Annotated in this window: 24 protein-coding genes; 11 read left to right on the plus strand and 13 right to left on the minus strand. The window is 43.2% G+C overall.

The window, feature by feature from the left end:
- Positions 1 to 8 precede the first annotated feature (8 nt).
- Positions 9 to 3,605 (plus strand): AAA family ATPase, encoded by a 3,597-nt coding sequence (locus GWK51_RS10490; protein WP_161933656.1) that lies wholly within the window; start codon positions 9 to 11, stop codon positions 3,603 to 3,605.
- Positions 3,606 to 3,705: 100 nt separating this feature from the next.
- Here GWK51_RS10490 and fur read toward each other — a convergent pair whose 3' ends face one another.
- Positions 3,706 to 4,143 (minus strand): ferric iron uptake transcriptional regulator, encoded by a 438-nt coding sequence (fur, locus tag GWK51_RS10495; protein ID WP_100243016.1) that lies wholly within the window; start codon positions 4,141 to 4,143, stop codon positions 3,706 to 3,708.
- Between the two features lie 114 nt (positions 4,144 to 4,257).
- On the opposite strand from fur, the gene GWK51_RS10500 reads away from it, so the two are divergent.
- Entirely contained in the window at positions 4,258 to 4,656 is a 399-nt protein-coding gene (locus GWK51_RS10500) for an outer membrane protein assembly factor BamE (protein WP_100243017.1), read from the plus strand.
- A gap of 45 nt (positions 4,657 to 4,701) precedes the next feature.
- Here GWK51_RS10500 and GWK51_RS10505 read toward each other — a convergent pair whose 3' ends face one another.
- The 10 genes from GWK51_RS10505 to GWK51_RS10550 all read right to left on the minus strand — a co-directional run bounded on the left by GWK51_RS10505 (position 4,702) and on the right by GWK51_RS10550 (position 14,744).
- Positions 4,702 to 5,025 carry an RnfH family protein gene (locus GWK51_RS10505; RefSeq protein WP_161933657.1) on the minus strand — a complete coding sequence of 108 codons (324 nt, stop codon included), beginning with the start codon at positions 5,023 to 5,025 and terminating at the stop codon, positions 4,702 to 4,704.
- A complete protein-coding gene (locus tag GWK51_RS10510; RefSeq protein ID WP_161933658.1) occupies positions 5,025 to 6,107 on the minus strand; it encodes an SLC5/6 family protein in 1,083 nt (360 codons plus the stop codon). The genes GWK51_RS10505 and GWK51_RS10510 overlap by 1 nt, the downstream gene beginning before the upstream one ends.
- Positions 6,108 to 6,282: 175 nt before the next feature.
- Positions 6,283 to 6,738: a bacteriohemerythrin gene (locus tag GWK51_RS10515; protein WP_100243020.1), complete on the minus strand. Its 456-nt coding sequence runs from the start codon at positions 6,736 to 6,738 to the stop codon at positions 6,283 to 6,285.
- A gap of 264 nt (positions 6,739 to 7,002) precedes the next feature.
- The gene (locus tag GWK51_RS10520) at positions 7,003 to 7,851 is read right to left on the minus strand and encodes a class II glutamine amidotransferase (RefSeq protein WP_161933714.1); all 849 of its coding nucleotides are present in this window, start codon (positions 7,849 to 7,851) and stop codon (positions 7,003 to 7,005) included.
- Between the two features lie 99 nt (positions 7,852 to 7,950).
- On the minus strand, positions 7,951 to 8,730 hold the full coding sequence (locus GWK51_RS10525) for a GNAT family N-acetyltransferase (RefSeq protein WP_161933659.1): 780 nt from the start codon (positions 8,728 to 8,730) through the stop codon (positions 7,951 to 7,953).
- A gap of 146 nt (positions 8,731 to 8,876) precedes the next feature.
- Positions 8,877 to 9,776, minus strand: a complete 900-nt coding sequence (gene argB / locus GWK51_RS10530) for an acetylglutamate kinase (RefSeq protein ID WP_100243023.1) — start codon at positions 9,774 to 9,776, stop codon at positions 8,877 to 8,879.
- Between the two features lie 12 nt (positions 9,777 to 9,788).
- On the minus strand, positions 9,789 to 11,213 hold the full coding sequence (locus GWK51_RS10535; RefSeq protein ID WP_161933660.1) for a phosphomannomutase/phosphoglucomutase: 1,425 nt from the start codon (positions 11,211 to 11,213) through the stop codon (positions 9,789 to 9,791).
- A gap of 207 nt (positions 11,214 to 11,420) precedes the next feature.
- Positions 11,421 to 11,873, minus strand: a complete 453-nt coding sequence (gene dut / locus GWK51_RS10540; protein ID WP_016167263.1) for a dUTP diphosphatase — start codon at positions 11,871 to 11,873, stop codon at positions 11,421 to 11,423.
- Positions 11,874 to 11,908: 35 nt separating this feature from the next.
- On the minus strand, positions 11,909 to 13,948 hold the full coding sequence (locus GWK51_RS10545; protein ID WP_100243025.1) for a UvrD-helicase domain-containing protein: 2,040 nt from the start codon (positions 13,946 to 13,948) through the stop codon (positions 11,909 to 11,911).
- A gap of 148 nt (positions 13,949 to 14,096) precedes the next feature.
- Positions 14,097 to 14,744, minus strand: a complete 648-nt coding sequence (locus tag GWK51_RS10550) for an OmpA family protein (RefSeq protein WP_100243026.1) — start codon at positions 14,742 to 14,744, stop codon at positions 14,097 to 14,099.
- 267 nt (positions 14,745 to 15,011) lie between these two features.
- Between GWK51_RS10550 and GWK51_RS10555 the strand changes: the two genes are divergently transcribed.
- From GWK51_RS10555 to GWK51_RS10580, 6 genes are all read left to right on the plus strand, one after another.
- Entirely contained in the window at positions 15,012 to 15,950 is a 939-nt protein-coding gene (locus GWK51_RS10555; RefSeq protein WP_161933661.1) for an acyltransferase, read from the plus strand.
- A gap of 4 nt (positions 15,951 to 15,954) precedes the next feature.
- Positions 15,955 to 17,004 (plus strand): preprotein translocase subunit SecA, encoded by a 1,050-nt coding sequence (locus tag GWK51_RS10560; protein WP_161933662.1) that lies wholly within the window; start codon positions 15,955 to 15,957, stop codon positions 17,002 to 17,004.
- A gap of 122 nt (positions 17,005 to 17,126) precedes the next feature.
- Positions 17,127 to 17,855, plus strand: coding sequence for a septum site-determining protein MinC (minC, locus tag GWK51_RS10565; protein WP_100243029.1), 729 nt, complete (start codon positions 17,127 to 17,129; stop codon positions 17,853 to 17,855).
- 63 nt (positions 17,856 to 17,918) lie between these two features.
- Entirely contained in the window at positions 17,919 to 18,731 is an 813-nt protein-coding gene (minD, locus tag GWK51_RS10570; protein WP_100243030.1) for a septum site-determining protein MinD, read from the plus strand.
- A gap of 2 nt (positions 18,732 to 18,733) precedes the next feature.
- Positions 18,734 to 19,006, plus strand: coding sequence for a cell division topological specificity factor MinE (gene minE, locus GWK51_RS10575; RefSeq protein ID WP_100243031.1), 273 nt, complete (start codon positions 18,734 to 18,736; stop codon positions 19,004 to 19,006).
- A gap of 96 nt (positions 19,007 to 19,102) precedes the next feature.
- Entirely contained in the window at positions 19,103 to 19,390 is a 288-nt protein-coding gene (locus GWK51_RS10580) for a PA4642 family protein (RefSeq protein ID WP_100243032.1), read from the plus strand.
- Positions 19,391 to 19,429: 39 nt separating this feature from the next.
- Here GWK51_RS10580 and GWK51_RS10585 read toward each other — a convergent pair whose 3' ends face one another.
- Positions 19,430 to 20,332, minus strand: a complete 903-nt coding sequence (locus GWK51_RS10585) for an AEC family transporter (RefSeq protein WP_161933663.1) — start codon at positions 20,330 to 20,332, stop codon at positions 19,430 to 19,432.
- Between the two features lie 106 nt (positions 20,333 to 20,438).
- On the opposite strand from GWK51_RS10585, the gene GWK51_RS10590 reads away from it, so the two are divergent.
- Positions 20,439 to 21,320, plus strand: coding sequence for a LysR family transcriptional regulator (locus tag GWK51_RS10590; protein WP_161933664.1), 882 nt, complete (start codon positions 20,439 to 20,441; stop codon positions 21,318 to 21,320).
- 48 nt (positions 21,321 to 21,368) lie between these two features.
- Here the strand turns inward: GWK51_RS10590 and GWK51_RS10595 are convergent, their stop codons facing one another.
- Entirely contained in the window at positions 21,369 to 24,458 is a 3,090-nt protein-coding gene (locus GWK51_RS10595; protein ID WP_161933715.1) for a DNA translocase FtsK, read from the minus strand.
- A 252-nt stretch (positions 24,459 to 24,710) separates the two neighbouring features.
- Here GWK51_RS10595 and trxB point away from each other — a divergent pair, with 252 nt between their 5' ends.
- Together trxB and aat are read left to right on the plus strand one after the other, a co-directional pair.
- Positions 24,711 to 25,664 carry a thioredoxin-disulfide reductase gene (trxB, locus tag GWK51_RS10600; protein WP_100243036.1) on the plus strand — a complete coding sequence of 318 codons (954 nt, stop codon included), beginning with the start codon at positions 24,711 to 24,713 and terminating at the stop codon, positions 25,662 to 25,664.
- 82 nt (positions 25,665 to 25,746) lie between these two features.
- Positions 25,747 to 26,481: a leucyl/phenylalanyl-tRNA--protein transferase gene (gene aat / locus GWK51_RS10605; RefSeq protein ID WP_161933665.1), complete on the plus strand. Its 735-nt coding sequence runs from the start codon at positions 25,747 to 25,749 to the stop codon at positions 26,479 to 26,481.
- Positions 26,482 to 26,489: the final 8 nt, after the last annotated feature.

The following is a 26,489-nucleotide window of genomic DNA, read 5'->3' on the forward strand; positions in this document are numbered from 1 at the left end:
GGCTTGCCATGAAAATTTTATCGATTCGAATTAAAAATCTGGCATCACTAGCGGGTGAACATCTGATAGATTTTGATGCTGAACCCTTAGCCAGTGCAGGCTTAATTGCCATTGTCGGCAAAACTGGGGCGGGTAAATCGACCATTCTGGATGCCATGTGCTTGGCACTGTTTAATAAAATCCCACGTCTCAAAGACAGCGATGGCAAACTCCTCGACAGCGATGGTTCGGAATTACTGACCAACTCCCCGCTGACCGTGTTACGTCGCGGTACGGGTCATGGCTTTGCCGAATTATGTTTTATTGCACAAGATCAAAAACGTTATCTGGCACGTTGGGAAGTCAAACGCGCACGTGAAAGTGCTTCGGGCAAACTGCAAAATGTACAACGTTATTTAAAATGTTTAACCGATGATGTGGTGATTGCGGATAAGAGCAAAGCCGTTGATGAAAATATTAAATCCATTACCCAATTGTCCTTTGAACAGTTCACCCGTGCCGTGTTACTGGCGCAATCCGAAGTCACAGCTTTTCTAAAAGCCCGTGACAATGAACGTGGCGAATTATTAGAATACCTGACCAACTCCAGTATTTTCGGCAAAATTGGACAGTTGGCTTTTGAAAAGACCAAATCGATTGCCACACAACGTAAAGAACTGGAAAATGTTTTAGACCATATCGAACTGCTCTCTGAAGAAGAACTGGCAGAACTGAGTAGCCAGCTCAAAACGGTACAACAACAGGTTCAACAATACGAACAAGAAAAAATTCAATTCACTCAACAGCAGCAATGGTTTCAGCAACTGCATAAATTCGAGCAGGATATTGAACTTAAACAGCAACAGCATCAGGTACAACAACAAGCGCATGCTGCTTTAGCAGCAGATCGCCAGCATCTGACCCAGCTTGAGACTTTTTCTGCCATACGCCCCGTGGTATTTCAGCAACAACAAATACTCAATACCCTGCAACAACTTGCACCACAAATTCAGCAACAACAGCAGCACTTCACTGTGCTATCCACTCAATTTGAGCAAGAGAAAACGCAGTTTCTTCAAGCCGAAACTGCATTGCAGCAATTACAAAATTTCGAGCTGCAACATCAGCAAGAACTGGCTGAAGTACGTAAATATGTGCAAGAACGGGACTACATTGCCGAAGAATATAAGAAAACCAAAAGCCGTTTGCTGCAATTAGATGCACAGCAGCAACCTCTGCTCGAACAGCAACAGCAGTTAGCTCAACAGTTGCAACAGTTGGCTGCCCAGCAGCAATCCTATACGGCACAACTACACAACAGCCATCACTTTACGCCCTTAGATAAAGGCTTAAACGCACATCTGCAGCAATTGCAGCAGTTTATTCAGCACTATCAAAAAGTCGAAAATACGTTGGGTAATCTGCAACAAGCACAGCTACAGCTTGATCAAGACCAAGCTCAACTGCAAAAATTAGTGGCGCAATTTGGGACAACTGCTCAAATTGAAACTAAACGAGAACAGCATCAGAAAAATAAAGAACTACAGCTCACTCAACTGAATCATCTGGATGCCATTCAACAAAAATTACAACAATGGTTTGCGTTAAAGAGCGAAGTGCTGAGTCTGCATGACAAGTTAAATGCGATTCAACAGCAACATCAGCAATCTCAACAATACGTTCAACAGGCTGAAACAGAGTTCCAGTCTGCAAAAACGGAACGTGAAAAGTTGCAGGCTTTCTTGCAGCAACAACGCCTGCTACATGCCGAGAATATTGAACATTTACGTGCTGAATTAAAATCAGGCGAAGCCTGCCTCGTCTGCGGCAGTACAGAACACCCTTATCGTGATGACGAGAAATTGGTGTCGAAGGCGTTGTATGAATTGCAGCAACAGCAAGAACAGCAAGCCCTGCAACAGGAACAGCACTGTCTGCAACTTTGGCAAACAGCTCAACAACAATTGACCCAGCTAAGTACTGAGCAAACACAATTGCAACAGGCGTTGCAGCAGTCAGAGACAAAAGCTGAACTCCAACGGAATGAAATACAGCAAAATTCAACCCAATCTGGACCTGCTTTAGATTTAGACCAGACGCAATCGCACATCTCGGCAACTCTCCAAGAATTCATTGCAAAAACCACACAACTCAAACAGCAAACGGAACTTGATTTACAACAGCTGAATCAAGCACATAAAGATCAACTGAGCTTGACCCAAACTGTGCAACAGATTTCCCATCAACTAGAATCTGTGCAACAGTGGCAACAGCACATCCAGCAGGTTGTGGACTGTCTATCGACACATGAAAAAGCAATGTGGCTGGAGCAGCCTCTTTCCATTGCGCAACAGTGCATGCAACTTTTACAGCAACGTGCACAACAGCTTGAGCATGTTGAATTCTTGGTCAAACAACAGGAGCATTCAACCCAACAGCTGCAAGTACTGAAAAGCAATCTCGACAATCTTCAGTCGCAACATCAAGAACTCTCGCAACAACTTCAGGACGTGGAAGCCAAAGGCAAACACAATACTGAAGCAGCCCATCAATTGATCGTACAGATGGCAGGTTCAACCGAACTGAAAGCCACTGAATGGCTGCATCAGCATGATCAACAGCGTCAACTGTTACAGCAACAATATCAGCGACTTAAACAAAGTTTTGAACAGGTACGTCAAAATTTTGAACAACACAGAAATGCGCTGGAACAACTGCATGCACAACAGCAACAGCAGCAGCAAGCCCTTGATCAGGTCAAAACCGACATCACAACATGGTTAAATCAACACTCTGATTTCACCACGTCACAGCTAACCGAACTGCTTGCGATTTCTTCAACACAGGAACAACAGTTGCGTTCAAGCTTGCAACAGGCAGATCGTCTGTTGAATGAAGCAACTTATGCACTGAGCACTTTACAAAATCAATTACAGCAACACCTGTTACAGCAACCTCAAATCACGCATGAACAACTGCTGCAATTACTTGCTGCCAATACTGAACAATTGCAACAACAGGCTGAACAGCGCGATCAATTGAAATTAAAACTGGAATTGCATCAGCAAAATTTAGCGAAACTACAACAATTCGCGACTCAAATTCAGCAAATTCAGCAGCAAGAACATCGTTGGGCAAAAATTTCAGGTTTAATGGGCGATGCCACAGGCAAAAAATTCCGCGACTTGGCACAGCAATACCATTTGGATATTTTAATTGAGTATGCCAACCAGCAATTGGCGCAGCTCTCGCAGCGCTATACTTTAAAACGTCTGGATAACTCACTCAGTTTGGCAATTGTTGACCATGATATGGATGGAGAAACCCGTTCAGTCGCCTCGCTTTCAGGTGGAGAATCTTTCCTGACGGCTCTGGCACTTTCTCTCGCGATTGCCAATATGGCTTCGGGTTCCATGAAAATTGAATCACTCTTTATTGATGAAGGTTTTGGAACCTTAGATGCTTCTTCCTTACATATGGTGATGAATGCGTTCGATCAATTACAAAATCAAGGTCGCAAAGTGGTGCTGATTTCCCATATCCAAGAAATGCATGAACGGATTCCAGTCCAGATTCAGGTGCAACCGATTGGTTCAGGTTCGAGCCAAATTAAAATTGTGTCTTAAGTCTCCTTGATCATAATCTGTCATTACTTCGCACATTTACGCAATAAAAAAGGCTTCTGAATAGAAGCCTTTTTTTGATGTACAACATCATCAAGTTACATTACTTTTTACGTAATGCATCCTGACATTCCTGTGCATCACAGTAACCATAAAGATTGAGTGAGTGACCAGTTAAGGTAAAGCCATGCTTTTCAGCCACTGCATGTTGTTCATGCTCAATAATTTCATTTGTAAATTCAACAACTTTGTTGCAGTTTTGACATACAATGTGGTCGTGATGATCTTCTTGCATAATTTCAAAAACAGAGTGATTGTTTTCAAAATGATGGCGCTGAATAATGCCTGCTGCTTCGAATTGCGTTAACACGCGATAAACAGTTGCTAAACCGACATCTTCACCCTGTTCGAGTAAAGTCTTGTAAATATCTTCCGCACTTAAATGATGCTGTTTTGAATTTTCTAATAATTCTAATATTTTAATTCGTGGAAGTGTAACTTTAAGTCCAGCTTTGCGTAAGTCTTGGTTTGAAATAGGCATGAAAAAAGGTCTCTCTCAACAAATCTAAAGTTGGAATATGCAACAAAGTTAAGATGCAGTATGATCTATCCGTGGATCAAATGCATCAAAATTAATTTGGGATAGTGTAGCAAAATGCAAAAAATCATGTTGACGTTATTCGTCACTTCACTGCTCGCGGGCTGTTCGACCTTGGGCGTTTATAAAGTGGATATTCCTCAAGGAACACCATTAACCCAAGCCCAAGCGTCAAAAATCCAAGTCGGCATGAGTCACCAACAAGTGCGTTTTTTACTGGGTAGTCCAACCATTACAGATCCGTTAAACCCTTACCGATGGGACTACGTCTACAATTATATCCCAGGAACTTATGCTAAAAAAGCCAAGATTCCAGCAGCGCATGGTCAACATTTGAAAATTTACTTCGATCAAAACGGTATTGTGAACAAGATTGAAGGACTAGAAACCATTCCTGAATCACAACCTGGTCTACCGGGTTCTAAAGAAGCAATTTTAACTGCGCCCCCACTATAGACGCTTTAAAATAAAAAGAAACCCCTCATTGAGGGGTTTTTTATATCATTTCAATTGTTTAAAGCGATTGCCTTTGGCAAAGCGTCCGACGGGATTTTGTGCTGCTCGCTTACGTCGAATGTCTTTCGGATTAATGGTGAGTGCTCGATAAATCTCGACCCGATCCCCTGCTTGCAACGCCTGTGCATGATCTTGCAGGCGTACACCGAAAATCCCCAACTGCAATACTTCTGGCAATTCAACCTGCTCACGTAGACCACTTTGCTGAATGGCATCTAAGGCAGTCATACCTGATTGAAAAGGTACTTCTAGATGAAATTGCTGTTCTGGCGTGGCATAGGCCACCCAGACTTTTGCCTGCTCAGTCATTAGATCAATTGCCCTAATACGGAAACAATCGCAAGTAAAATTGACAATGGCAGTACAATACGCACGGCTATACGCCATACATTGTAAAATAACTCATTGCTGAAATTCATTGCTTTACGCAAATGGCTGATTTTCATAATCCAGCCTGCAAAAAGAGAATAAATCAGGCAAATCACCAAGCCCCAAAGTACCAAGACCACATTAAAGATGGCGGTGATTTCTGGAATGGCCCAGATCAATACAGCCCCTGCAATAATCGCCCATTGTACAACCACGACCATCTGACGCTGAGCCAATTGTTCACGTGACAGTTGCAGTAGCAATGCTGCGCCTGCAATGGTCGCAACCAATAATGCAATCACAGGTAACTGTGCTGCTACAGCAAAATAAGCAAATGCCAATACGGCAACCAACTGTGCAAACCAAATCGGTAATACTGTCTTACTGGCGATATCTTGCTGTTTGGCTTGCACGAGGCTAGTCTGCCAATACAGTCCCAAGCCTAAACCACTCGCGACTAAAGCAAGAACTGTCGCACTGCCCCACTCGCCAAATTCCAGTGCGGTCATGTGCCATTCAGGCAAAGCTGTTCCACTTACTTGAGCAAAAATGAGCGCTGCAATCACACCTAAAGCGGTGATTCCTGCCAAAGCTAAACGAGGCAGCAGTGATAACACCAGCGCAGCAATTGCTATCCCCACAAAAATCAATTGAGGTGCCACACCTTGAATTAACCATTGTGCACTGTATTGACTGACACTAGAGAGCATTGCACCCGCAAGGAACGGGATAAACACTACAGCCAACCAGCCAACTAGACGCCATCTTGGAGAGGCATCGGCATCACGGGTTAAGCTAGACAATGCATTTAAAGCAGTGGTTTTTGAACGCTTGGCCAAAGCAATTTCTAAATAGCAAATCGGTAAAGCCAACACCAACATAGTGCCTAACCAAAGCAACCAGAAATCGAGTTGACGCTCTGCCTGTATTCCCACAATCGGTGCCAAAGTGGCGATAATGATGAATGACAAACAAAAAGCCATCAGCGGCGATAACCATCGTGACATAGCATTGTCCTGCATGATGCATTCCTAAAAAAAATCTATCGCTATTTTGCCTTTCTCATGCGTGAAAATCAAAAAGAAAAGCAAACCACCTAATGCGATGGTCTGCTGCGCCAATGCGTTTATTTATTTTTTTCAATTTTATAATTCTTTTGCACAGCCCCTCCATGCTGAATCTCAGCCCTTGCTGTACTTAAGAGAAGAACCGTGCAAACCAGTTTTTACCCTTTTTCTTTTCTTTTTCTTTAATAATGCCCATCATGTTTTCTTTTACGGCACCGACATAGTCCGCGTCATCGTGTTGAATATGGTTAATCAACCATTTTGACAAAACTTCATGTAATTCCGCTTCAATCGAGTGCCCCATTTCAAAACGGTCACGATACGACTCAATTTTCTTAATAAATAAGTCATGCACGCGTTTATGCGGCACACGGTATTTATAACCCGCTTCCTCTTGTAAGGACTCTTCAAAAGTGAAATGCGACTGGGTGTAATCAATAATATTATCGAGAATTTGTTTAATACGATCACGGTCAGTGTGAAGCGCAACATCATCAATTTCATTAATATAATCAAGGATGCGCTTATGCTGATCATCAATTACATCGATACCGGTATTATATTCTGGAACCCATTTCATCTTCATACGCCCCCCATTTAACATTCATTATTCGTTACTGGAAAAGGATAGTAACGAGATTGAATTTAAATAAAAAACAAGTAAATTACTCTGAATTCAGGCTTTTAGCGGAATATAAAGACTAAGATGATGATAAATATATATTAATTAATTTATACCCGATCAAAAGAATAAGATATTTTTTAACCACAAAGATTATTTTTTCTTTAATTATGAAAATCTTAATTTTAATATTCATGTATTTTTAAGTATGCAATTCTCACGCCAATCTTAGTATTGATCAGCGCGAGTCACACGTTTCAGTGCAGGATTGGCGTGTTCACGCTGCAACCGCTCGACCTGCGTCAAGGCGCGTTGTATCGGCTGCCCATGCTGAAATAAAATCATTTCTCCAGGCTGAAAGGCCTGCCAGACTTCATTCTGCGTCAAGGGTTCCGTGGTTATTACCGCGACACGATCATCAGGTGTGGTGACCTGACTAAAATCCACCTCGACATCCAGATCGATCAATTGCGCAGGTTTAAACGGATATTCACGCACCAGCCAATGCAGTTTGGTAATCGCATAACTAAATAATGCCTGACCATTAGAAAGACAAAAATTAAAGGTGCCGTGTTCTGCAATTTTCGGTGAAATTTCTAATAACAGCTCAAAGACTTGGCTCAATGATGGTTCAACATAACCAAACTTAGCCACAAGTTGATCCAATAAGAAGCAAAACGCACGCTCACTGTCGGTATTGCCAATCGGGGTGAAACGCCCAGTTAACGGTGGATCAAAATCCAGCAAATCGCCATTATGAGCAAAAATCCATTGACGCCCCCACAACTCCCGCATAAACGGGTGTGAGTTTTCCAGATTAATTTTGCCTTGGGTGGCTTTACGGATATGAGCAATCACGTTGCGTGATTTAATCGGATAATTACGAATCAGCTCCGCAATCGGTGATTCCACTGCGGACTGATTATCGACAAATAAACGGCAGGCTTTGTCTTCAAAAAAAGCGATTCCAAAACCATCACAATGATCGGAAGTAATGCCCGCCCGCTGCGAAAAACCACGGAACGAAAAGGTAATATCCGTTGGGGTCGCACAATTCATTCCGAGCAACTGGCACATAAGCAACAATAAACACATTCATTAATTATGGGTTTATTGTGCATGACGCAAGTGAGGCTTGTAAATCTGAATCTGTGCTAGCTTCAGTAATTTTAATGCTTAACGTGGTCTGCGCTTTTGCATGACAAAACTCTTTGCCATTTTATTCACTTCGAGCAGCACAAAATAATCCAGACAGTTAAACTCACGGTCGTAAAACGCCTGTTGCGATAACTTGGCATGCATCTTTAAATACACATCAAACAGCTTGGGAATCTTTTCATCCTGCGGGAAACTGTATTCAGGATGTGTCGGCTCAAAAGCCTGTTGCGGTTGAATCGAACAGGTCTGAGTTGGACTCAGTTGCTTTAAATATTGATGGGTATAATAAGCACGTGCCTGATTGCCTTCCATGCGAATACTGACACAGCCAATCAGATATTTTGCCCGCATTTCCCACATGACTTTCGGCACTAAATTTAGCCATAACACCGAAAGTGCCCGCCCTGAACGATAACGCTGATGCACGCAGGTACGTCCAATTTCGACGATATTGGACAAGTGTCCCAGCTCATCTACAATTTTAAATTCTTGCGCACTATAGCTATGCGCCAAATCCTGCCCCTGCAACAGTTTTAAGCGAGTATAGGCCACAATCTCGTTACTATATTTGTCGCGTAATACTGCATGTTCACAGCCAAAATCATATAAGTCTTGGTCGAGACCTTGATCGAATCCAATGCCAAATTGCTGTGAGAATTGTTCTGCACGAAATTTCTGGATTTCTTGTAATTGTTTTAAATCTTTCGCCCACTCAAAACGATACTGGGTCTGCTGGGTATTTTTCTTGTGTAAGGGCAAAGTAAAATTTTGACGATATAGATTCAGCTTTTCAAACATTGATCATGCTCTCCTCTTGTTCTGTTCATACACTAGGCAATACACATGACAATACAATGACGGAAAAACAGGCAACCTCTAAATTTACACGCAATAAAAAACCAGCCCCGAAGGACTGGTTTTAGATCTGAGAATGATCTGCTGGATTAGTGCTTGGCACGGTTGGTAATTAAAGTCCCGACACCATGATCTGTAAAGATTTCCAGTAAAGTCGCATGAGGCACACGGCCATCCACAATATGTGCGCTGACTACACCGCCTTTCACCGCATCAAGTGCACAACCCACTTTCGGAATCATGCCCCCATAAATTACGCCTGTTTCAATCAAGCGATCGACTTCTTGCGTGGTTAAGCCTGTAAGCAAGTTCTTATTTTCATCCAATACACCGGTGATATTGGTGAGTAAAATCAGCTTTTCCGCACCGAGGGCTTCAGCGACTTTACCTGCCACAAGATCCGCATTGATGTTATAGGTGTTGCCCTGATCATCGACGCCTAAAGGCGCAATGACAGGAATGAAATCACTTTGCGTGAACATTTCCAGTACATCGGTTTTTACCCCAACGACTTCACCCACCAAACCTAAATCGATGTGCTGGACCGAACCATCTTCCTGATTCTTTTGCATCAACAGCTTACGCGCACGAATTAAATTGCCATCTTTACCCGTCAAACCAATGGCACGACCACCATGCTGGTTAATCAGGTTCACGATGGATTTGTTCACACTGCCGCCCAACACCATTTCAACCACTTCCATGGTTGCAGCATCGGTCACACGCATACCATCAATACGATCCGATTCGCGCCCCAATTGCTTTAAGAAAGAGTCAACTTGAGGACCACCGCCATGCACTACAATCGGGTTTAAACCGACTGTTTTTAACAGCACAATATCTCGTGCAAAAGAGCTTTCTAGCTCTGGATCGGTCATTGCGTTGCCGCCATATTTTACGACCAGCGTTTTACCTGAAAAACGTTGAATATACGGCAAAGCTTCAGTCAATATTTGTGCTTTGTCGATGCCAGTCTGCTGATGTGGCATTCGCCTCTCTCCTCAATGAGCATTTAAAATGTCGTGTGCGATTTTAGGATATCGATCACTTAACATGGAAACAAATGATTGCCGAATATCATTTAAACGAGCAGGATTATCGGCATCAAAACGAACTGTGAAAAATTCACCCGTATTCGATGCTCGAATAATGCCAAAACCATCTTCAAAATCAAGCCTTACCCCATCAATATTACTGAGTTGCGCGGCAAGCTGATGGCTATGTAATTCGATATCGGCCAGTAAAGATTTTGGGTCGGTGCTATAGGTACTAATATAGGTATCTTCGGTACCACAACGTTCAGGGTATTTGGCCAAGGCTTGTGACAAAGTGAAATCTGGACGCTGACTCAAAAATTCAAGCACACGCAAGGCGGCATATAAGCCATCATCATAGCCAAAACCACGACCATCGTTAAACACATAATGCCCTGCGTACTCACCCCCAAAGACCGCCTGCCCTTGCGATTGCATGAGATATTTCTTCAAGAACGTGCTGCCTGTCCGAATCATGGTCGGCTGCCCACCCAGTTCTTGTACCGTATTGCGCACCATAGTCGAACATTTCACATCAAAAACAATTTCATGCTGAGGATGCGTTGCAAGGCACATTTCGGCAAACAAGGACATTAAACGGTCTGCACTAATAATGGTGCCATGTTCATCCACCAGCACCAAACGATCGCCATCACCATCAAGGGCAATCCCAATATCTGCCTGTTGCTGTTGCACTGTTGCCGTCAAAGCCGTTAAGTGGCACGCTTGTGAAGGGTCTGGCGCATGGTCTGGAAATTCACCATTCGCTTCACAGCGTAATGCCGTGACCTGACAGCCTAACTTTCGTAATACCAAAACGGCGCAGCGCCCTGCAGAACCATGTAAACCATCAAGCACAACATGAAAAGGGCGTTGCAGTTGCATATCATCTAAAATGGCATGTTGATACTGCAAACAATAACTGACATCAAATTGATGGCTTAAAGTAGGCATGCTCACTTTGCGTTGTGGTGAAAACTGCAAACTGGCAACATAGGCAACCTGTTGAATCATCTCTGGGCACGGCGGTTGTCCCTGCATAATCCATTTAATGCCATTGTCACTTTTTGGATTATGGCTGGCGGTGACCATAATGCCGTTGCCTGCAAACTGGCGCGCGCTGTAATACAGCATTGGGCTAGAACAACAGCCCACGTTCACCACATTAAAACCTTGTTTTTCGAATATTGTTTGTATAATTTGGGCGTAAGCAGGACTACTCAAACGAGCATCATAGCCAATCACCACAGTTGTTTGCGCTGCTTGCTGGTACTGGCACACCAGACCATAGGCAATCGCTTCTACCAACTCGGGTGTTAAAAATGTGATTTTTCCACGAATATCATAGGCCCGAAAGACCTGCCATGGAAAGATAGGTTGTTGAATATTCATATCTTTGGAACTTCAGAATCCAGCAAAACCGCATATGCGTTTGCCTTATTCACACAACATAAATGTTTTAAAATATTTCTAGTTTATATCCGAAAACAATCGAACTGTTAATACTATTTAAGTTATTGGCACGTGTTATAAAGTCATGCGTTGTAAATTCTTTTATATTTCAGACTGAAAGAGCCGCAGGGCTCTTCCAGCTTCACATCAGTTTTTACCAGTATGTCCAAAACCACCTGCACCGCGCTCAGTTGCCACAAATTCATCAACCTGTTCAAACTCAGCTTGTACCACAGGGACGAGCACATATTGTGCCAAACGCTCACCTGGCTCTAAAGTAAATGCAGCTTGACCACGGTTCCATACCGAAACCATTAACTCGCCTTGGTAGTCTGAATCAATTAAACCAACTAAGTTACCTAAAACGATGCCATGTTTATGACCTAAGCCTGAACGTGGCAAAATTAAACCTGCAAAACCTGTATCTTCGATATAAATGGCTAAACCTGTTTTCACCAATACCGTTTGACCTGGTTCAATCACTGTTGGTTCAGTTACACATGCGCGCAAATCCAGACCTGCTGAACCTTGCGTCGCATAAGTTGGCATTGGCCATTCTTGTCCTAAACGTGCATCTAGAACTTTAACTTGAACCTTCATATTGTTTCCTACTGTTTCAAAAATAAATATCGGAATTAACGCTTAATTAAAGCGCGTAAATTTTCGAGATAATGCTGAGCTTGCTGTTTCGGATCGACATTGCCAGCCAACTTTTTCTTGCGCCCTAACCATTCCAGCTCGTCTTGCGGTAACTCATCCAAGAAACGGCTTGGGGTCATTTGACGCATTTGTCCACCCGCCTTGCGCTGTTCCGCCAGCGTAATGGTCAAGCCCTGACGCGCACGGGTAATGCCCACATACATCAGACGGCGTTCTTCTTCGACCGTTTCTGCCACAATCGAGTTTTTATGCGGCAATAACTCTTCTTCCAAACCAATTAAATACACGAATGGAAATTCCAAACCTTTGGATGCATGCAAGGTCAGCAAATTGACTTTATCCGTGTCTTCTTCTTCCTGTTGTTGCTCCAGCATATCCAGCAACACCATTTTGCGAATCACGCTTTCAATATTGCGCTCATCTACATCTTCCGCACGGTTAATCAGACTTTGAATACTGCTATACAGGACTTCAATATTGTCGAGTTTGGTTTTTTCCTGCGCAGGTGTCGCCGCAGTCTCTTTGACATAATCGATGTAACCCGCTTCCAACATCATTTGGCGAATAATTGGTACAGGCTCATCATCTTCCAGCAATTCACGGGTGAAATTGCTAATGAACTCAGCAAATTCCGCCAGTTGTGTAGTGGCCTTTTTCGGAATTGCCATGGTCAGACGTTGATCCCCCGCCGCAGCCAACAACGACAGATGATTTTCCTGCGCAAATAAACCCAGCTTTTCTAGCGTCACAGGACCAATCGCACGTTTGGGCGTATTAATAATCCGTAAGAAAGCACTGTCATCTTCTGGGTTAATGATCAGACGCAAATAACTCATCATGTCTTTGATTTCAGCACGTGCGAAGAAAGACTGACCACCCGACAATTTGTATGGAATCTGCATTTGACGCAGTTGCGTCTCTAAAATACGCGCTTGGAAATTACCACGGTACAATATCGCGTAGTCTTTCCAGTTTTTACCGTTCATCAACTTGTGCGTAATCAGGTCTTTGACTACGCGTTCTGCTTCATCATCGTCATTACGACAGGTAATCACGCGAATGACTTCACCATGCCCTTTATCCGACCATAATTTTTTATCAAAGATGTGCGGATTATTGCCAATCACAGTATTGGCCGCTTTAAGAATACGGCTAGTCGAACGATAGTTCTGTTCCAGTTTAATGACTTTTAAATTGCGAAAGTCTTCATTTAGCAATGCCATATTTTCTGGCTTTGCGCCACGCCATGCGTAGATCGATTGGTCATCATCGCCCACCGCGGTGAATTGCCCCATCACGCCGACCAAAAGTTTCACCAAAATATACTGTGCAGTGTTGGTATCTTGATACTCATCGACCAATAAATAGCGAATACGATTTTGCCAACGATCTCGTACTTCTTGATTTTCTTGTAATAGACGTGTTGGCATCACAATCAGATCGTCAAAATCCACTGCATTGTAGGCACGCAAATTACGCTCGTACAATTGATACAAATGCGCCATTTGAATGTCTTCAGGCGTTTCACAAGTCGTATGCGCCTGTTCAGGTGGAATCAAATCATTTTTCCAGTCTGAAATCATTTTCATGGCTTTGGCAATCAACTCTTTGCTTTCTGCACCCGACATATTATCGCGATGCATCAAGTCCATCAGAATTCGCTTACAGTCATCGGCATCCAAAATGGAGAAATTGGCTTTTAATGGCGTATTTTTAAGTTCGAGACGTAATAAGTTCAGACCAAAGGTATGGAAAGTCGAGACCGACAGCCCTTTGGCTTCTTCACGTGACAATAGCTTAGTCACACGCTCTTTCATCTCGCGTGCGGCTTTATTGGTAAAGGTCATCGCTGTAATACGATGCGCAGGAATACCACAATGCTTAACCAAATAAGCAATTTTACGGGTAATCACCGAGGTTTTACCCGAACCCGCCCCTGCAAGTACTAACAAGGGTCCTTGAGTGTATTTCATGGCTTCAAGTTGCTTGTCATTGAGTTGACTTGCCAGCGACATAGTGATTCCTCTTTTTTCTCCGAGCTAGATTATAGACATCAAACCCCCAGATGCCTAACCTAAAATGTCGATTATCTGTTCATAAAAAAAAGCCACCTCAAGGTGGCTTTTCCGAAACTCAATGATTTCTAAGCAAACAAAATATTCATTATTTTGTTTCGAATACAGTAATTTCTACACGACGGTTTTGTTCACGACCCGCAGCCGTATCATTGCTTGCGATTGGTGAAGATGAACCATAACCACGTGCAGTCATACGAGAGCTAGAAATACCTTGAGAAGATAAATAGCTCATCACTGAGTTAGCACGGTTTTGTGATAATGGATTGTTAATGGCATCTGTACCTGTGTTGTCGGTATGACCATGAATCACAAGTGCAAGTTTGTTTGCTGTTCCATCTTCACGTAATACACGTGCCACATCGTTCAATGCAGTTTGGAAACGTGGCTGAATGGTGTAAGAGTTGGTAGCAAAGGTCACGCTTGGCATTACCAAGTTAATCGAACCATCTTGGTTACGGTCAACATCTACACCAGTACCTGCAAGTTCTTCACGTAAACGTTTCTCTTTTTTGTCCAAGAGTAGACCAGCACCACCGCCCACTACAGCACCAATCGCTGCTGCTTGACCCATTTTATCTTTGTCTGCATTTGAGTATGCAAGACCAGCACCCAATAATGCACCTAGACCTGCACCGATTGCCGCTTTGTCATATTCCATACCTGTGCCAGTAGATTGACAACCTGAAAGAACCAACGCCCCTGCTACTGCTGATGAAATTAATAGTGCACGCATGACATGCCTCCATTTGTGTGTTTTGTTTATGCCTGAAATGGTCGCCTAATTAAATAACTTAGACCATTGATTTTTTGTTAATAATAGCCTGCGCAGTTACAATTTGTAATAATTAATTTCATTTTTGAATGCGCATTCATCACATTCCCTACACGTTTCTCCAATCATGAAGAAGAATTTACGAAACACAACGCTTGTTTTATTTTCAGAATTTGTAACTATATTCGATAACGATAATGGATGATTTTACTCAGGATTATTTTTTATATGTCATCTCAAGCAAACAAACAACCCATACTAAAAAAAATCACACGTGGACTGACTGTTGGCTCTGTCATGACAGGCAGTACTTTTTTTCATGGGCCGCCAGTTTTGGCGCTCGGTTTCACCAAACTGTTTAAACAGTCACGTAAAGTGGATGAAACCAATATTCACATTACCAATAGCTGGTTAGGTGTCAATAACTGGTTGATTGATAATGTATTGCCACATTTAAAATGGGACATTACTGTCGATGAGGATCTCGACTTAAGCATGCAAGGTCGCTATCTCATGACCTGTAATCATCAAAGTTGGGTCGATACCACCGTCAATCAATATTTTGGGCTGACCCGCATGCCGCTGACGCGTTTCTTCACCAAATGGGAACTCATCTTTATTCCCTTTGTTGGACAAGCCTTCAAGATTTTGGGCTTCCCAATGATGAAGCGCCATACTAAAGAAGAAATTGCCAAAAATCCTGAACTCAAAACCCGAGACATGGAAGAAGCTCGCAAAGCTTGTGAACAATTGCTCAGTCAGCCGTTTACCTTGTTGAACTATTTAGAGGGGACGCGCTTTACCCCTGAAAAACATCAGCAGCAAAACTCGCCTTACCAAAATTTGCTTAAACCTAAAGCTGGTGGTCTTGCTCTCGCCCTGAATATTCTGGGCGATCAAATTGATGCCTTGGTCGACATGACTATTGTCTATCCAGACGGTGCGCCTGGTTATGGCGAATTCTGGTTAGGAGAAGTCGGTCGCATTGCCGTGAATTTACGTAAAATCGACATTCCTGACTGGGTTTTAGGCGGAAACTATGAGGATGATGAAGAATATCGTGCGCGTTTCCAAGCATGGGTCGATCAACTCTGGACTGAGAAAGATCAGCTGATTAGTCAGATGAAAGCCAAGTATTCGACAACTGCTGAAGTACATAAGGTATAAACCGATGAAGCAGAACAGTTCAGCACCCAAATCAAAATATCATCGTGTCGATCCACAGAGTTGGTCATTCAAACTCTATCTGATCTATGACACCTTTATGGTATTCCTGATTATTTTCAACTTGTTCTGCTTGGCTGCCAATTTCTTCCTGATGAGCAATATTGGTGGCTGGTTCTTAAGCTCGATTCATTTAGATGACGTCGTCAGTTTCTATCGTACGCATCTGCACCCTTGGGTCATTACCACCGAAGCTTGGTTTATCTTGTTTTTAATTACCGAGCTGCTGGTGCGTTGGATCATCGCCATCATTTATCGACATCATCGACGCTGGTTCTTCTTCCCATTTATTCACTGGTATGAAGTCCTTGCGATTATTCCGCACTTGCGTTTCTTGCGGTTATTCCGTGCAGGTATTATTGTTTTTCGCCTGCATGAACTTGGCCATAACGTTATTCCGCAATCCATTCAGCAACGCGCCAAATTTTACTATCGCGTGATTATGGAAGAATTGTCCGATCGAGTGGTGATTACCGTTCTGGATGGCGTCAAGCATGAACTGAATACCAGTTCTACCCATAAAAAAATCATTCATGATTTGGTCGATCACCATCGCACCTTATTTGCCCAAGCCTTGGCTGAAGTATTGCAAGAATCTCTGGCGGTTGAACTGAAAGAACAACAATCAGTGATTGCGCAAAATATTGGCGCCATCGTCAATAAATCGATTGAAGACACCCCTGAACTCACGCAACTGTTACGTTTAATTCCAATTGTCGGCAGTCGGATTGAACATCAAATTCAGAGCATCGGACAGCGTTTAGGAGAAAATATTACTTACGGTATTTTAGAGCCTTTAATGGCAGGTAGCCCTGAACAACCCAACCATACCTATAAGTTAATTGCTGAAAAAGTCAGCGAATTAAACATCGATAATGAAACGCTCGAACAGTTGGTTGAGTCTGCGGTCTATGAAAGTTTGGATGCAATTCGGAAGCAAGTGAAAGTAAAACAGTGGCTGGAAGACCTTGAAGAGCTCGATCAAGCTAAAGAATAAGCATTAAGATAAAAAAGTTACAAACTTGGCTAGAGAATTCATGGAATTTGTTCTAGGATTTGCTCTATTTACAACATCGCTTCGGCATAAAACCAATAGCTTCGAAGTCTCAAGGATAAAATATGGCTGATATTCGGATCACCGGTAGAATGGTTAACTTTAGTAGATTAACCTTCGACACAAATGACCATAATGCCATTCGTCAACAACTGACCCAATTACTTCAAGACAGCACCACCCATGGTGCTCTTGTGATTTTAGACAGTACTGTTGAACAGGAGCTGATTGCCCTGATTCAACTGCTGCTCGACTTAGATTTACAGCCAATGGCGGTGATTGACGGACTATTGGGTGATCAAGCACGTGCAATTCAATTCCCTGTGCTGCCAGCCGACAATAAACCGTTACAACGCATTAAAGCCACGCAAGAACAAGTGATTGTTGAAACCGTGGCTGAACAGCCGAAAAGCGATGAAAGTGAAACCAAAGCTGCGGCGCCAGCACGTCACATTGGTCACATTACCTCCTATCACGATGAAATCTTGCGTACAGGTCAATGCTTAGTCCAAGATCATGGCGATATTATTGTGAATGCAGGCATTAACAGCGGTTCGGAAGTAATCTCTTCAGGAAATATACATATTTATGGCAGTGCTCGTGGTAGAGTTATCGCAGGTGCTGGTGGAAACAGTGCTGCTCGCATTTTCTGTCATTCGCTAGAGGCCGAATTGGTTTCAATTGCGGGGACATATTGTGTTGCTGATGATATTCCACCCCATGTCGTAAAAAAGTCCGTACATATTTATTTAAATGAAAACCAAGAGCTTGAATTTAAAGCTCTGGAATTTTAATGTATAAATAAACACCAAAACCCCGCTAATTAAAGGGGGGATACCATAACAGGAGTGGATTCGGTGGCGAAAATTGTTGTCGTAACATCAGGCAAAGGTGGCGTAGGCAAAACTACGACCAGTGCATCTTTTGCAACAGGTTTAGCCCTACGTGGTCACAAAACTGTTGTTATCGATTTTGACGTAGGTTTACGTAACTTAGACCTTATTATGGGCTGCGAACGTCGTGTAGTTTATGATTTTGTGAATGTTTTAAATAACGAAGCACGATTACAACAAGCACTTATTCGTGATAAAGATATTGAAAACTTATACATTTTGCCAGCATCACAAACGCGCGACAAAGATGCGTTAACAGATGAAGGCGTTGCGCGTGTAATGGACGAATTAGCTCAGGAATTCGATTACATTATTTGTGACTCACCTGCAGGCATTGAACGTGGTGCAATCCTTGCGATGTACCATGCCGATGAAGCGATTATTGTCACCAACCCTGAGATTTCCTCAGTACGCGACTCTGACCGCATCATTGGTATGCTGGACAGCAAAACTAAAAAAGTAGAACAGAACGAAGGACGTATACGCAAGCATTTGTGTATTACGCGCTTCAACCCTGAACGTGCAGACAAGCAAGAAATGCTCACCATTGATGACATTTCGAAAGACATTTTACGTGTACCTACACTCGGTGTCGTGCCTGAATGTAAGAGCGTTTTACAAGCATCGAACGAAGGTAAGCCTGTGATTCTGTTCAATGAAGCAGAAGCTGGACAAGCTTATGATGACCTCGTGGCACGCTTCTTGGGTGAAGAACGTCCTTACCGTCACATTACAGTCAAACCTAAAGGCTGGTTAGCACGATTATTTGGAGCGTAAATATGGCAGGATTCTGGAGTAAACTATTCAGTAGTGACGATAAACCATCAAGCGCGCAAATGGCGAAAGACCGCTTGAAAGTCATCGTGGCTTCTGAACAGGGATTAGGAAAACGTTTAAGCCAAGATAAAATTGACCAAATGAAAAAAGAGATCATGCAAGTGGTCAACCGCTATGTCCGCGGTGTGGATGAACAACACATTCAAATGTCGGTTCGTTCAGAAGCAAATATTGAAATGCTTGAGATGAATATCAATTTGCCTGAAGAGCGATAATCTGAATTCTGATTAGTCAAGCAAATTGATTCAAGGCAAAATAGCGACAGCTATTTTGCCTTTTTAGTTTGAAAAGAATATACCAAGGAGTTTGCGATGGCATTATCTCAGCCAGCAACGTTTAATGAAGAATGGTCGGATGAGCGCGTTTTTGCCTATTTAAATCAGCTTCCTCCTGCAGGAGTAAATGCCGACTTTCATGTTCTTTACCATGCATTCAAACACATGCGCCCAATGGACTATCAACGCTTGTTAACTCAATTTGTTGCTGATGGTCGTGATGTGAATGCAACCAATCCGCAAGGTCAGCGTATTCATGATGTGATTGCTGAATACCCGCGTCAACGTGCTGAATTCCTCGAAGTATTGGCAAAATTTGCTTAAGCTTCAAAGCCTACCTCGTGTAGGCTTTTTATTTCGACGCTAAAACAAGAATTGCATCAGCACAGGAAAGCTCAAGGCAAATAACAGGGTTTGCATGCTGATAATCGCGGCCATGAGTTGACTGTCACCATTAAAGAATCGGGTCAAAATATATGATGCCGAAGCTGTAGGTAAAGCAAAAAATACCACCAATACCTGAATATGCAATGCTTCTAGCCCCAAGCCTTTACCTATCGCATAGGTCAAAACAGGTACCAGCAGCAATCGCGACAGGCTATTCAACATCACTCGCCAGAAATCAGGTTTTAACTGGCTAAATTGCAGTGCAGCGCCAACCGAAATCAGCCCCAAGGGTAAACTGGTACTTGCCAGTAATTTTAATAACTGCGCAGCGCCTGCATACAAATTCAGCCCTGACAAATTAAATAAAATTCCTGCCAGACACGCCAGAATTAAAGGATTCTTGCCAATCGAGATCAAAGTCTGGCTAAACTGCCCCGTTGTACTCTGGCTAAACGACCACACCGAAAGCACATTCACCACTGGAATTGCCACTGCAATGATCATGGCAAATAAGTGCATCCCTGCTGCACCAAACATCAGCCCCATTAAAGAAAGCCCGATATAAGTATTAAAGCGGATCTGGCTTTGTAGATAGACACCTAAACGGCGTACAGGAATTCGCACATAGACCTTAAGAATCAGTAAAAACACACTGACCAGCAGGATGACCAGCAGCAAGCAGATGTAGAGACTCAGGATTGAACTCAGCTCTAACTTCACATCCGCCAAATTGCTAAACAACAACGCAGGGAATAAAATGTAATAGTTTAATTTCTCTGAATTTCCCCAAAATTCATCTTGCAAAAATTGAGTTCGTTTAAAGATGTATCCCATCCCAATCAAGCCAACCAATGGGAAGAGTGCCAAAATCATATTCATTGTAATGTTCCAATTCCTGTACACGAGTCTGCTTTGACTCGTGTTGCAATCAGAATATAATCCTTATCTAGACTCATAATAAAATGAGTATTTACTCATACCTCTAATGACTTTTAGCCAGCTTGAAATTTTCTTATTGGTCGCAAAGCACCAAAGTTTTAGCAATGCGGCAAAACAACTGGGAATTTCTCAGTCTGCCGTTTCACATGCCATTAAAAGTCTGGAGCATTTTTGGCGTGTGCAGTTATTTAATCGTGAACAGAACACTGTGCTACTCACCGAGATTGGACAGCAGCTGCGTATTCATGCTCAAGAAATTTTGAATACAGCACAAGTGATGCAACAGCAAGTCGCAGCAACGCATGGGCTACAGCAAGGCAGCTTAAGAATTGGTTCCTTTGGCGCATCCGCATCAATTCACCTTTTGCCCGAACTGCTACAGGCTTTTAGAACACAATATCCATATATCGAGGTCTTTGTTGAAGAAGGCACCGATGATGAAGTCACGCAATGGATTTTAAATCAGCAGGTGGATGTCGGATTTGCAGTCCTGCCCAATCATCAACTGGATACCTTCCCGCTGATTAAAGATATTTTTATCGCGCTGATTCCCAACTCATACCCAATCGCACAAATGAGTCAGGTGGATATTACCCAGCTCAAACACTATCCCTTTATTTTGACCAAAGCGGGCAGTCAAACGCATATTGAAAAACTGCTCAAACAATATGAAATTCAGCCCAAGATTCAGTATCAACTGTCGCAACTGTTAACCATTTTAAATATGGTCAATCAGCACGAAGGGATTTCTATTGTGGCGGATATGGCGATGACACCTGAATTACTGGCGCTACATCCCAACGTTGTGAAAAGACCCTTGCTTCCCAATACACAACGCGAGATTGGACTGGCAGTCCGCAATCAAAAACTGATGAGCCCCGCAACACGCGCCTTTATCGAGCTTGCACAGACCATGTTCTATGATTAGATCCAATAAAAAAGCCTGCTAGAAAGCAGGCTTTTTTGAGAAGCAACATTAAACCAGAATATCACGTTTGCCATTGGCACCCATGGAACTCACAATGCCATTTTCTTCCATCTGGTCAATGATACGAGCAGCACGGTTATAACCCAAACTAAACTTGCGCTGTAAAGACGAGGTAGAAGCTTTACGGGTTTCTAAAACAAAAGAAACACACTGATCATACAAGGCATCTCGATCAGAACCTGCATCCCCCTCTTCGAAACCACGTGAAGTGGGTTCTTCATCATATGGGGTTAAAATTTCATCGATATAGTCTGGATCACCACGCTCGCGCCATGCATCACAAATGCGGTTAACTTCATCATCCGAAATAAAGGCACCATGCACACGTTCAGGCTCAATTTTACCAGGTCCTAAAAACAGCATATCACCATGCCCCAGCATATCCTCGGCGCCGCCAGCATCCAGAATGGTACGCGAGTCAATTTTACTGTTCACACGTAAAGCAACACGGGTTGGAATATTGGCTTTAATCAAACCGGTGATCACATCAACCGATGGACGCTGTGTCGCCAGGAGTAAATGAATCCCTGCTGCACGTGATTTTTGTGCCAAACGGGTAATCATTTCTTCCGCTTTTTTCCCCACCTGCATAATCATGTCGGCGAATTCATCCGCGACAATCACAATTGAAGGTAATGGGGTTAATCGCGGTGCGCGTTCACCTACTACGGAATCACTGGCTTTCCACGTTGGGTCAATTAAGTCCTCGCCATTCGCCAATGCTTCTTCAACCTTGCGGTTATAGTCTGCAAGTTTACGAATTTTCAAGAAGGACATGAGCTTATAACGGCGTTCCATTTCATTGACACACCAGTTTAAAGCACTTACCGCATCTTTCATGTCGGTCACTACAGGCGTGAGCAAATGCGGGATATCATTATAGTTCGCCAATTCCAACTGCTTCGGATCAATTAAGATTAAGCGCAATTGATCTGGCGTATATTTCAGTAACATCGACAGAATCATCGAGTTCACTGCAACAGATTTACCAGAACCTGTTGTCCCCGCCACCAACATATGTGGTGCCTTGCCCAAGTCCGTGATCACAGGATTTCCTGAAATATCCTTACCCATTGCCATAGACAGTAAGCCCGCAGGGTCTCGGTAAGCAGGTGTTTCCAAGAGTTCAATCAAGCGCACCATTTCACGCGCGCTATTCGGCACTTCAATCCCGATATACGGTTTACCAGGAATGACTTCAACAACACGTACTGAAGCCATCGACATAGAACGCGCCAAATCTTTAGAGATATTGGTCACTTTAGAAGCTTTCACCCCTGGCGCTAGATCCAGTTCAAAACGTGTCACGACTGGACCCGGTTGAGCCTCCACCACTTTGGCTTTGACATTAAACTCTTGCAGCTTAATTTCGAGTAATTCAGACAGGCGCGCCAATTGCTCGGCCGTAAAATTGACCTTTTTATTAGGATCGACACGATCCAGCAATTCCAAACCCGGTAAGGTTGGTAAATCACGACGCTTTTGTGCCACCTGCATGGCACGTGACATCGGTCGTCCAGCGGCATCCGTCAGTGGCGCATCAAAATCGAATTCATCTTCGTCTTGTGGTTTACCTGCAGTTTCTTGCCACGCTTCGATAAATTCTTCTTTCGATAACTCTGCTTTGCTCTGCACGGCAGTATTTGCAGCAACTGCTGGCGAAGCATGTTGAATCGGTGCTTGCACAAAGGCAGAAGATTGCGCATAGGATGATGTCGTAGGCTGCGTTACTACAGCAGCAGCTTCAGCCTGTTGCTCTTCCGCATCAAAATCATCCAGAAAACGATCTAATTCATCATTCAATAACCTTGCTTTGACTGCACCTTCAGCAACGCCAGTAACTGTTGCTACGGTTGCACCCACAACTGCCGATTCGGCAATTGCGAGATCAGCCGCATATTCAACAGGTTGAATGACTTGCATTTCAGGACGTTGAAATGGAGTATGGATATCGGTTGCCGTTTTGCCACTCGGTACAGCCGCGAGCAAATCATCAAAAATTTCGTCGTCGTCCCAATCGACACTACTTTTGGCTTTGTTGGCTGGAACGTCAAGCTGGACATCAGCAGGATGCTCTCGCTGAACCACCGAACCAAAGTCATGCTTGGGAATGACCGTTTCATCTTCGGCTGCTTTGAGTAATGCATCAATATCTTGTTTGTGCTGATGATCATTATGGGTATTCAGCGCTCGCCACACTTCACCTGTCGCAATTTTACGCTGACTGTCTTGTTCAAGTTGGTGTGCTTTGGCTAAAGTTTTCTCAAACTCTTCGTCATCATCTAAATCAATCGCCATAGCTTGAGTCGTGGTGGACTCTTTCTGCACCATATCATCAAACAAACGTTCTGCGGCAGCGCCTGCAACGAAAGGTTGCTCTACAGGTATTTGCGGCTGAGTTTCAGCTGTGGATTCTACAGCTACAGAAGCCTTGCTCGGTGCAACAGCAACCACCTGTTTTTTCACCTGCGGTGTGGTACGGTCAAAATCCGACTCACTTTCAGGCACATTTTTATAAAATAAATCTTGTAGGTAAGCCGGTGTCGCTTGCAGTGTCTCCCAAGTCTTATTCCACTTCACGCCAAATGCGAGGGTAAACAATACCAGCCAGAAGACGATCAAGAAAATTGCTGCACCATAGATGGTCAGAAGCTGACTTAAACTTTGCCCCAACTCATAACCAATAATGCCACCAGAGGCATTGGCTAAAGTGTCCGCAGGCACTTCCCAGAATAAAAACAATAAAGTTGCCGTTGCCAACAGGATAAAAAATTGGGCAGCATAACGAAATGGTCGGTTCAAAAAGCTACGTGGCCACCAGACCTGAATTGCTTCAATAAATAAAAAAATTGGAATGAGTAAGCTTGCCCAGCCTAAAAATCCAAACAATAAATCTGAAATCCATGCTCCTGCAACACCACTTGCATTTGACACCTGTTGAGTGTCACTCGAAATATGCATCCAACCTGGATCAAAAGGCGTATAAGTGACTGTTGCAAGGAACAGATAAATCCCAAATGAGACTAAAAATAATGTCATCATTAAGCGCTGTGCATAAGCACCCGACACCGCAGTCATACTCTGTCCTGTAGGCATTTTTTCATTCATGTTTTTCTGGAAAACAACCTGAATTTGTTTCTTAATAAAACCTGATATTATGCACCTGTTCACGTAAAAAAGATGCAAGATTATGAGGGCTTGTTGTTAACTTTATTCTATATAGCTCAAATCGATTTGCATGATCAATATTACCCACATTGATCACACACAACTGTTATACACTTTCACGTATAATTTCATAAATTTTGAAAGAAAAAAAGGATGTCGCGAATGAGCGCTCGTCACTCACGATTAATTATTTTAGGTTCTGGCCCTGCTGGTTATAGCGCTGCAGTTTATGCTGCACGTGCCAATTTAAAACCAACCCTGATTGCAGGCTTACAACTGGGTGGTCAATTGACCACAACAACCGAAGTCGATAACTGGCCGGGTGACCCTGAAGGTTTAACAGGTCCAGCGTTGATGGAACGTATGCAAGCCCATGCAGAACGTTTTGGCACTGAAATCGTGTATGACCACATTAATGAAGTGGACCTGAGTGTTCGTCCATTTGTGCTTAAAGGTGATATGGAAGAGTTCACCTGTGATGCGCTAATCGTTTCAACAGGTGCGACTGCCCAGTATTTAGGTTTAGAATCTGAAGCTAAATTCATGGGGCAAGGCGTGAGTGCTTGTGCAACTTGTGATGGTTTCTTCTATAAAAACCAGAAAGTCATGGTCGTGGGTGGTGGTAACACTGCTGTGGAAGAAGCACTTTATCTGTCTAACATTGCTTCACATGTGACTTTGGTTCATCGCCGTGACAGCTTACGTTCTGAAAAAATCCTACAAGACCATTTATTTGAAAAAGAAAAAGAAGGCAAAATTAGCATTCTTTGGAACAATCAAGTCGATGAAGTGTTGGGTGACAACACGGGTGTGACTTCAGTACGTTTAAAATCAACGACTGATGAAAGCACACAAGATGTAGACGTTCAGGGCTTATTCATTGCCATTGGTCACAAACCAAATACGGGCATGTTCGAAGGTCAACTCAACTTGCGTGATGGCTATATTCAAGTACAAAGCGGTACTTCAGGTAATGCCACTGCAACTTCAGTTGCTGGTGTATTTGCAGCGGGTGACGTTGCAGACAGTATTTATCGTCAAGCCATTACTTCTGCAGGTTCAGGCTGTATGGCTGCACTCGATGCTGAAAAATATTTAGATGCACTAGGTTCATAATCTTTTACATCAAACAAGACCGCCCAATTTGGGCGGTTTTTTTATGTATGATAGAGCAAAGAATGACACTTTGAATGACATCATGCCACACACTTTAGCGCCTTCTGAATTTTTATTTCCTGATCCGATTGCCTCTGACCCAGAAGGACATGGACTGATTTGTATTGGTGCAGACCTCTCCCCTTCCACCTTGTATGAAGCCTATACCCACGGTCTCTTTCCATGGTTTTCAGCCGATGAACCAATTTGCTGGTGGTGCCCAGAGCCACGTTGCATTATTCGACCTGAACAGTATCATCCAAGCAAATCCCTACTGCGTAACATGAAGAAGCATGACTATAAAATTACCATCAATCATGCTTTTGAATCTGTGATTCGCTCTTGTGCCCTGCCGCGTAGCTATGCCGATGAAACGTGGATTTCAGAAGACATCATTCAAGGCTATTTGGGCATGTTTGCTGCGGGCTATGCCTATAGCGTGGAAGTCTGGGAGCAGGAGCAGCTTGTCGGCGGACTATATGGTGTCAGCATTGGCAAGGGCTGTTTTGGGGAATCCATGTTTAGCACTCGTAGCGACGTATCGAAAATGGCGTTTTACACCCTCATGCTGCTCGGTCAGGAGAATAAACTCGCATGGATTGATTGTCAGCTGGTCAATGAGCATTTGCTCAGTCTCGGTGCCTGTACGATTTCTCGACAAGAGTACTTAAATTCGTTACAAGATATTATAAAACAACCCCCTATCGATTGGAAAAAGTATCAAGAGGGTGTATTTTCAAGTAAAAGAATAGCGTTATCTGCGCAGTTAATCGAATGAGAACAATA

The organism is Acinetobacter kanungonis (genome assembly GCF_009939195.1).
Lineage (GTDB): Bacteria > Pseudomonadota > Gammaproteobacteria > Pseudomonadales > Moraxellaceae > Acinetobacter > Acinetobacter kanungonis.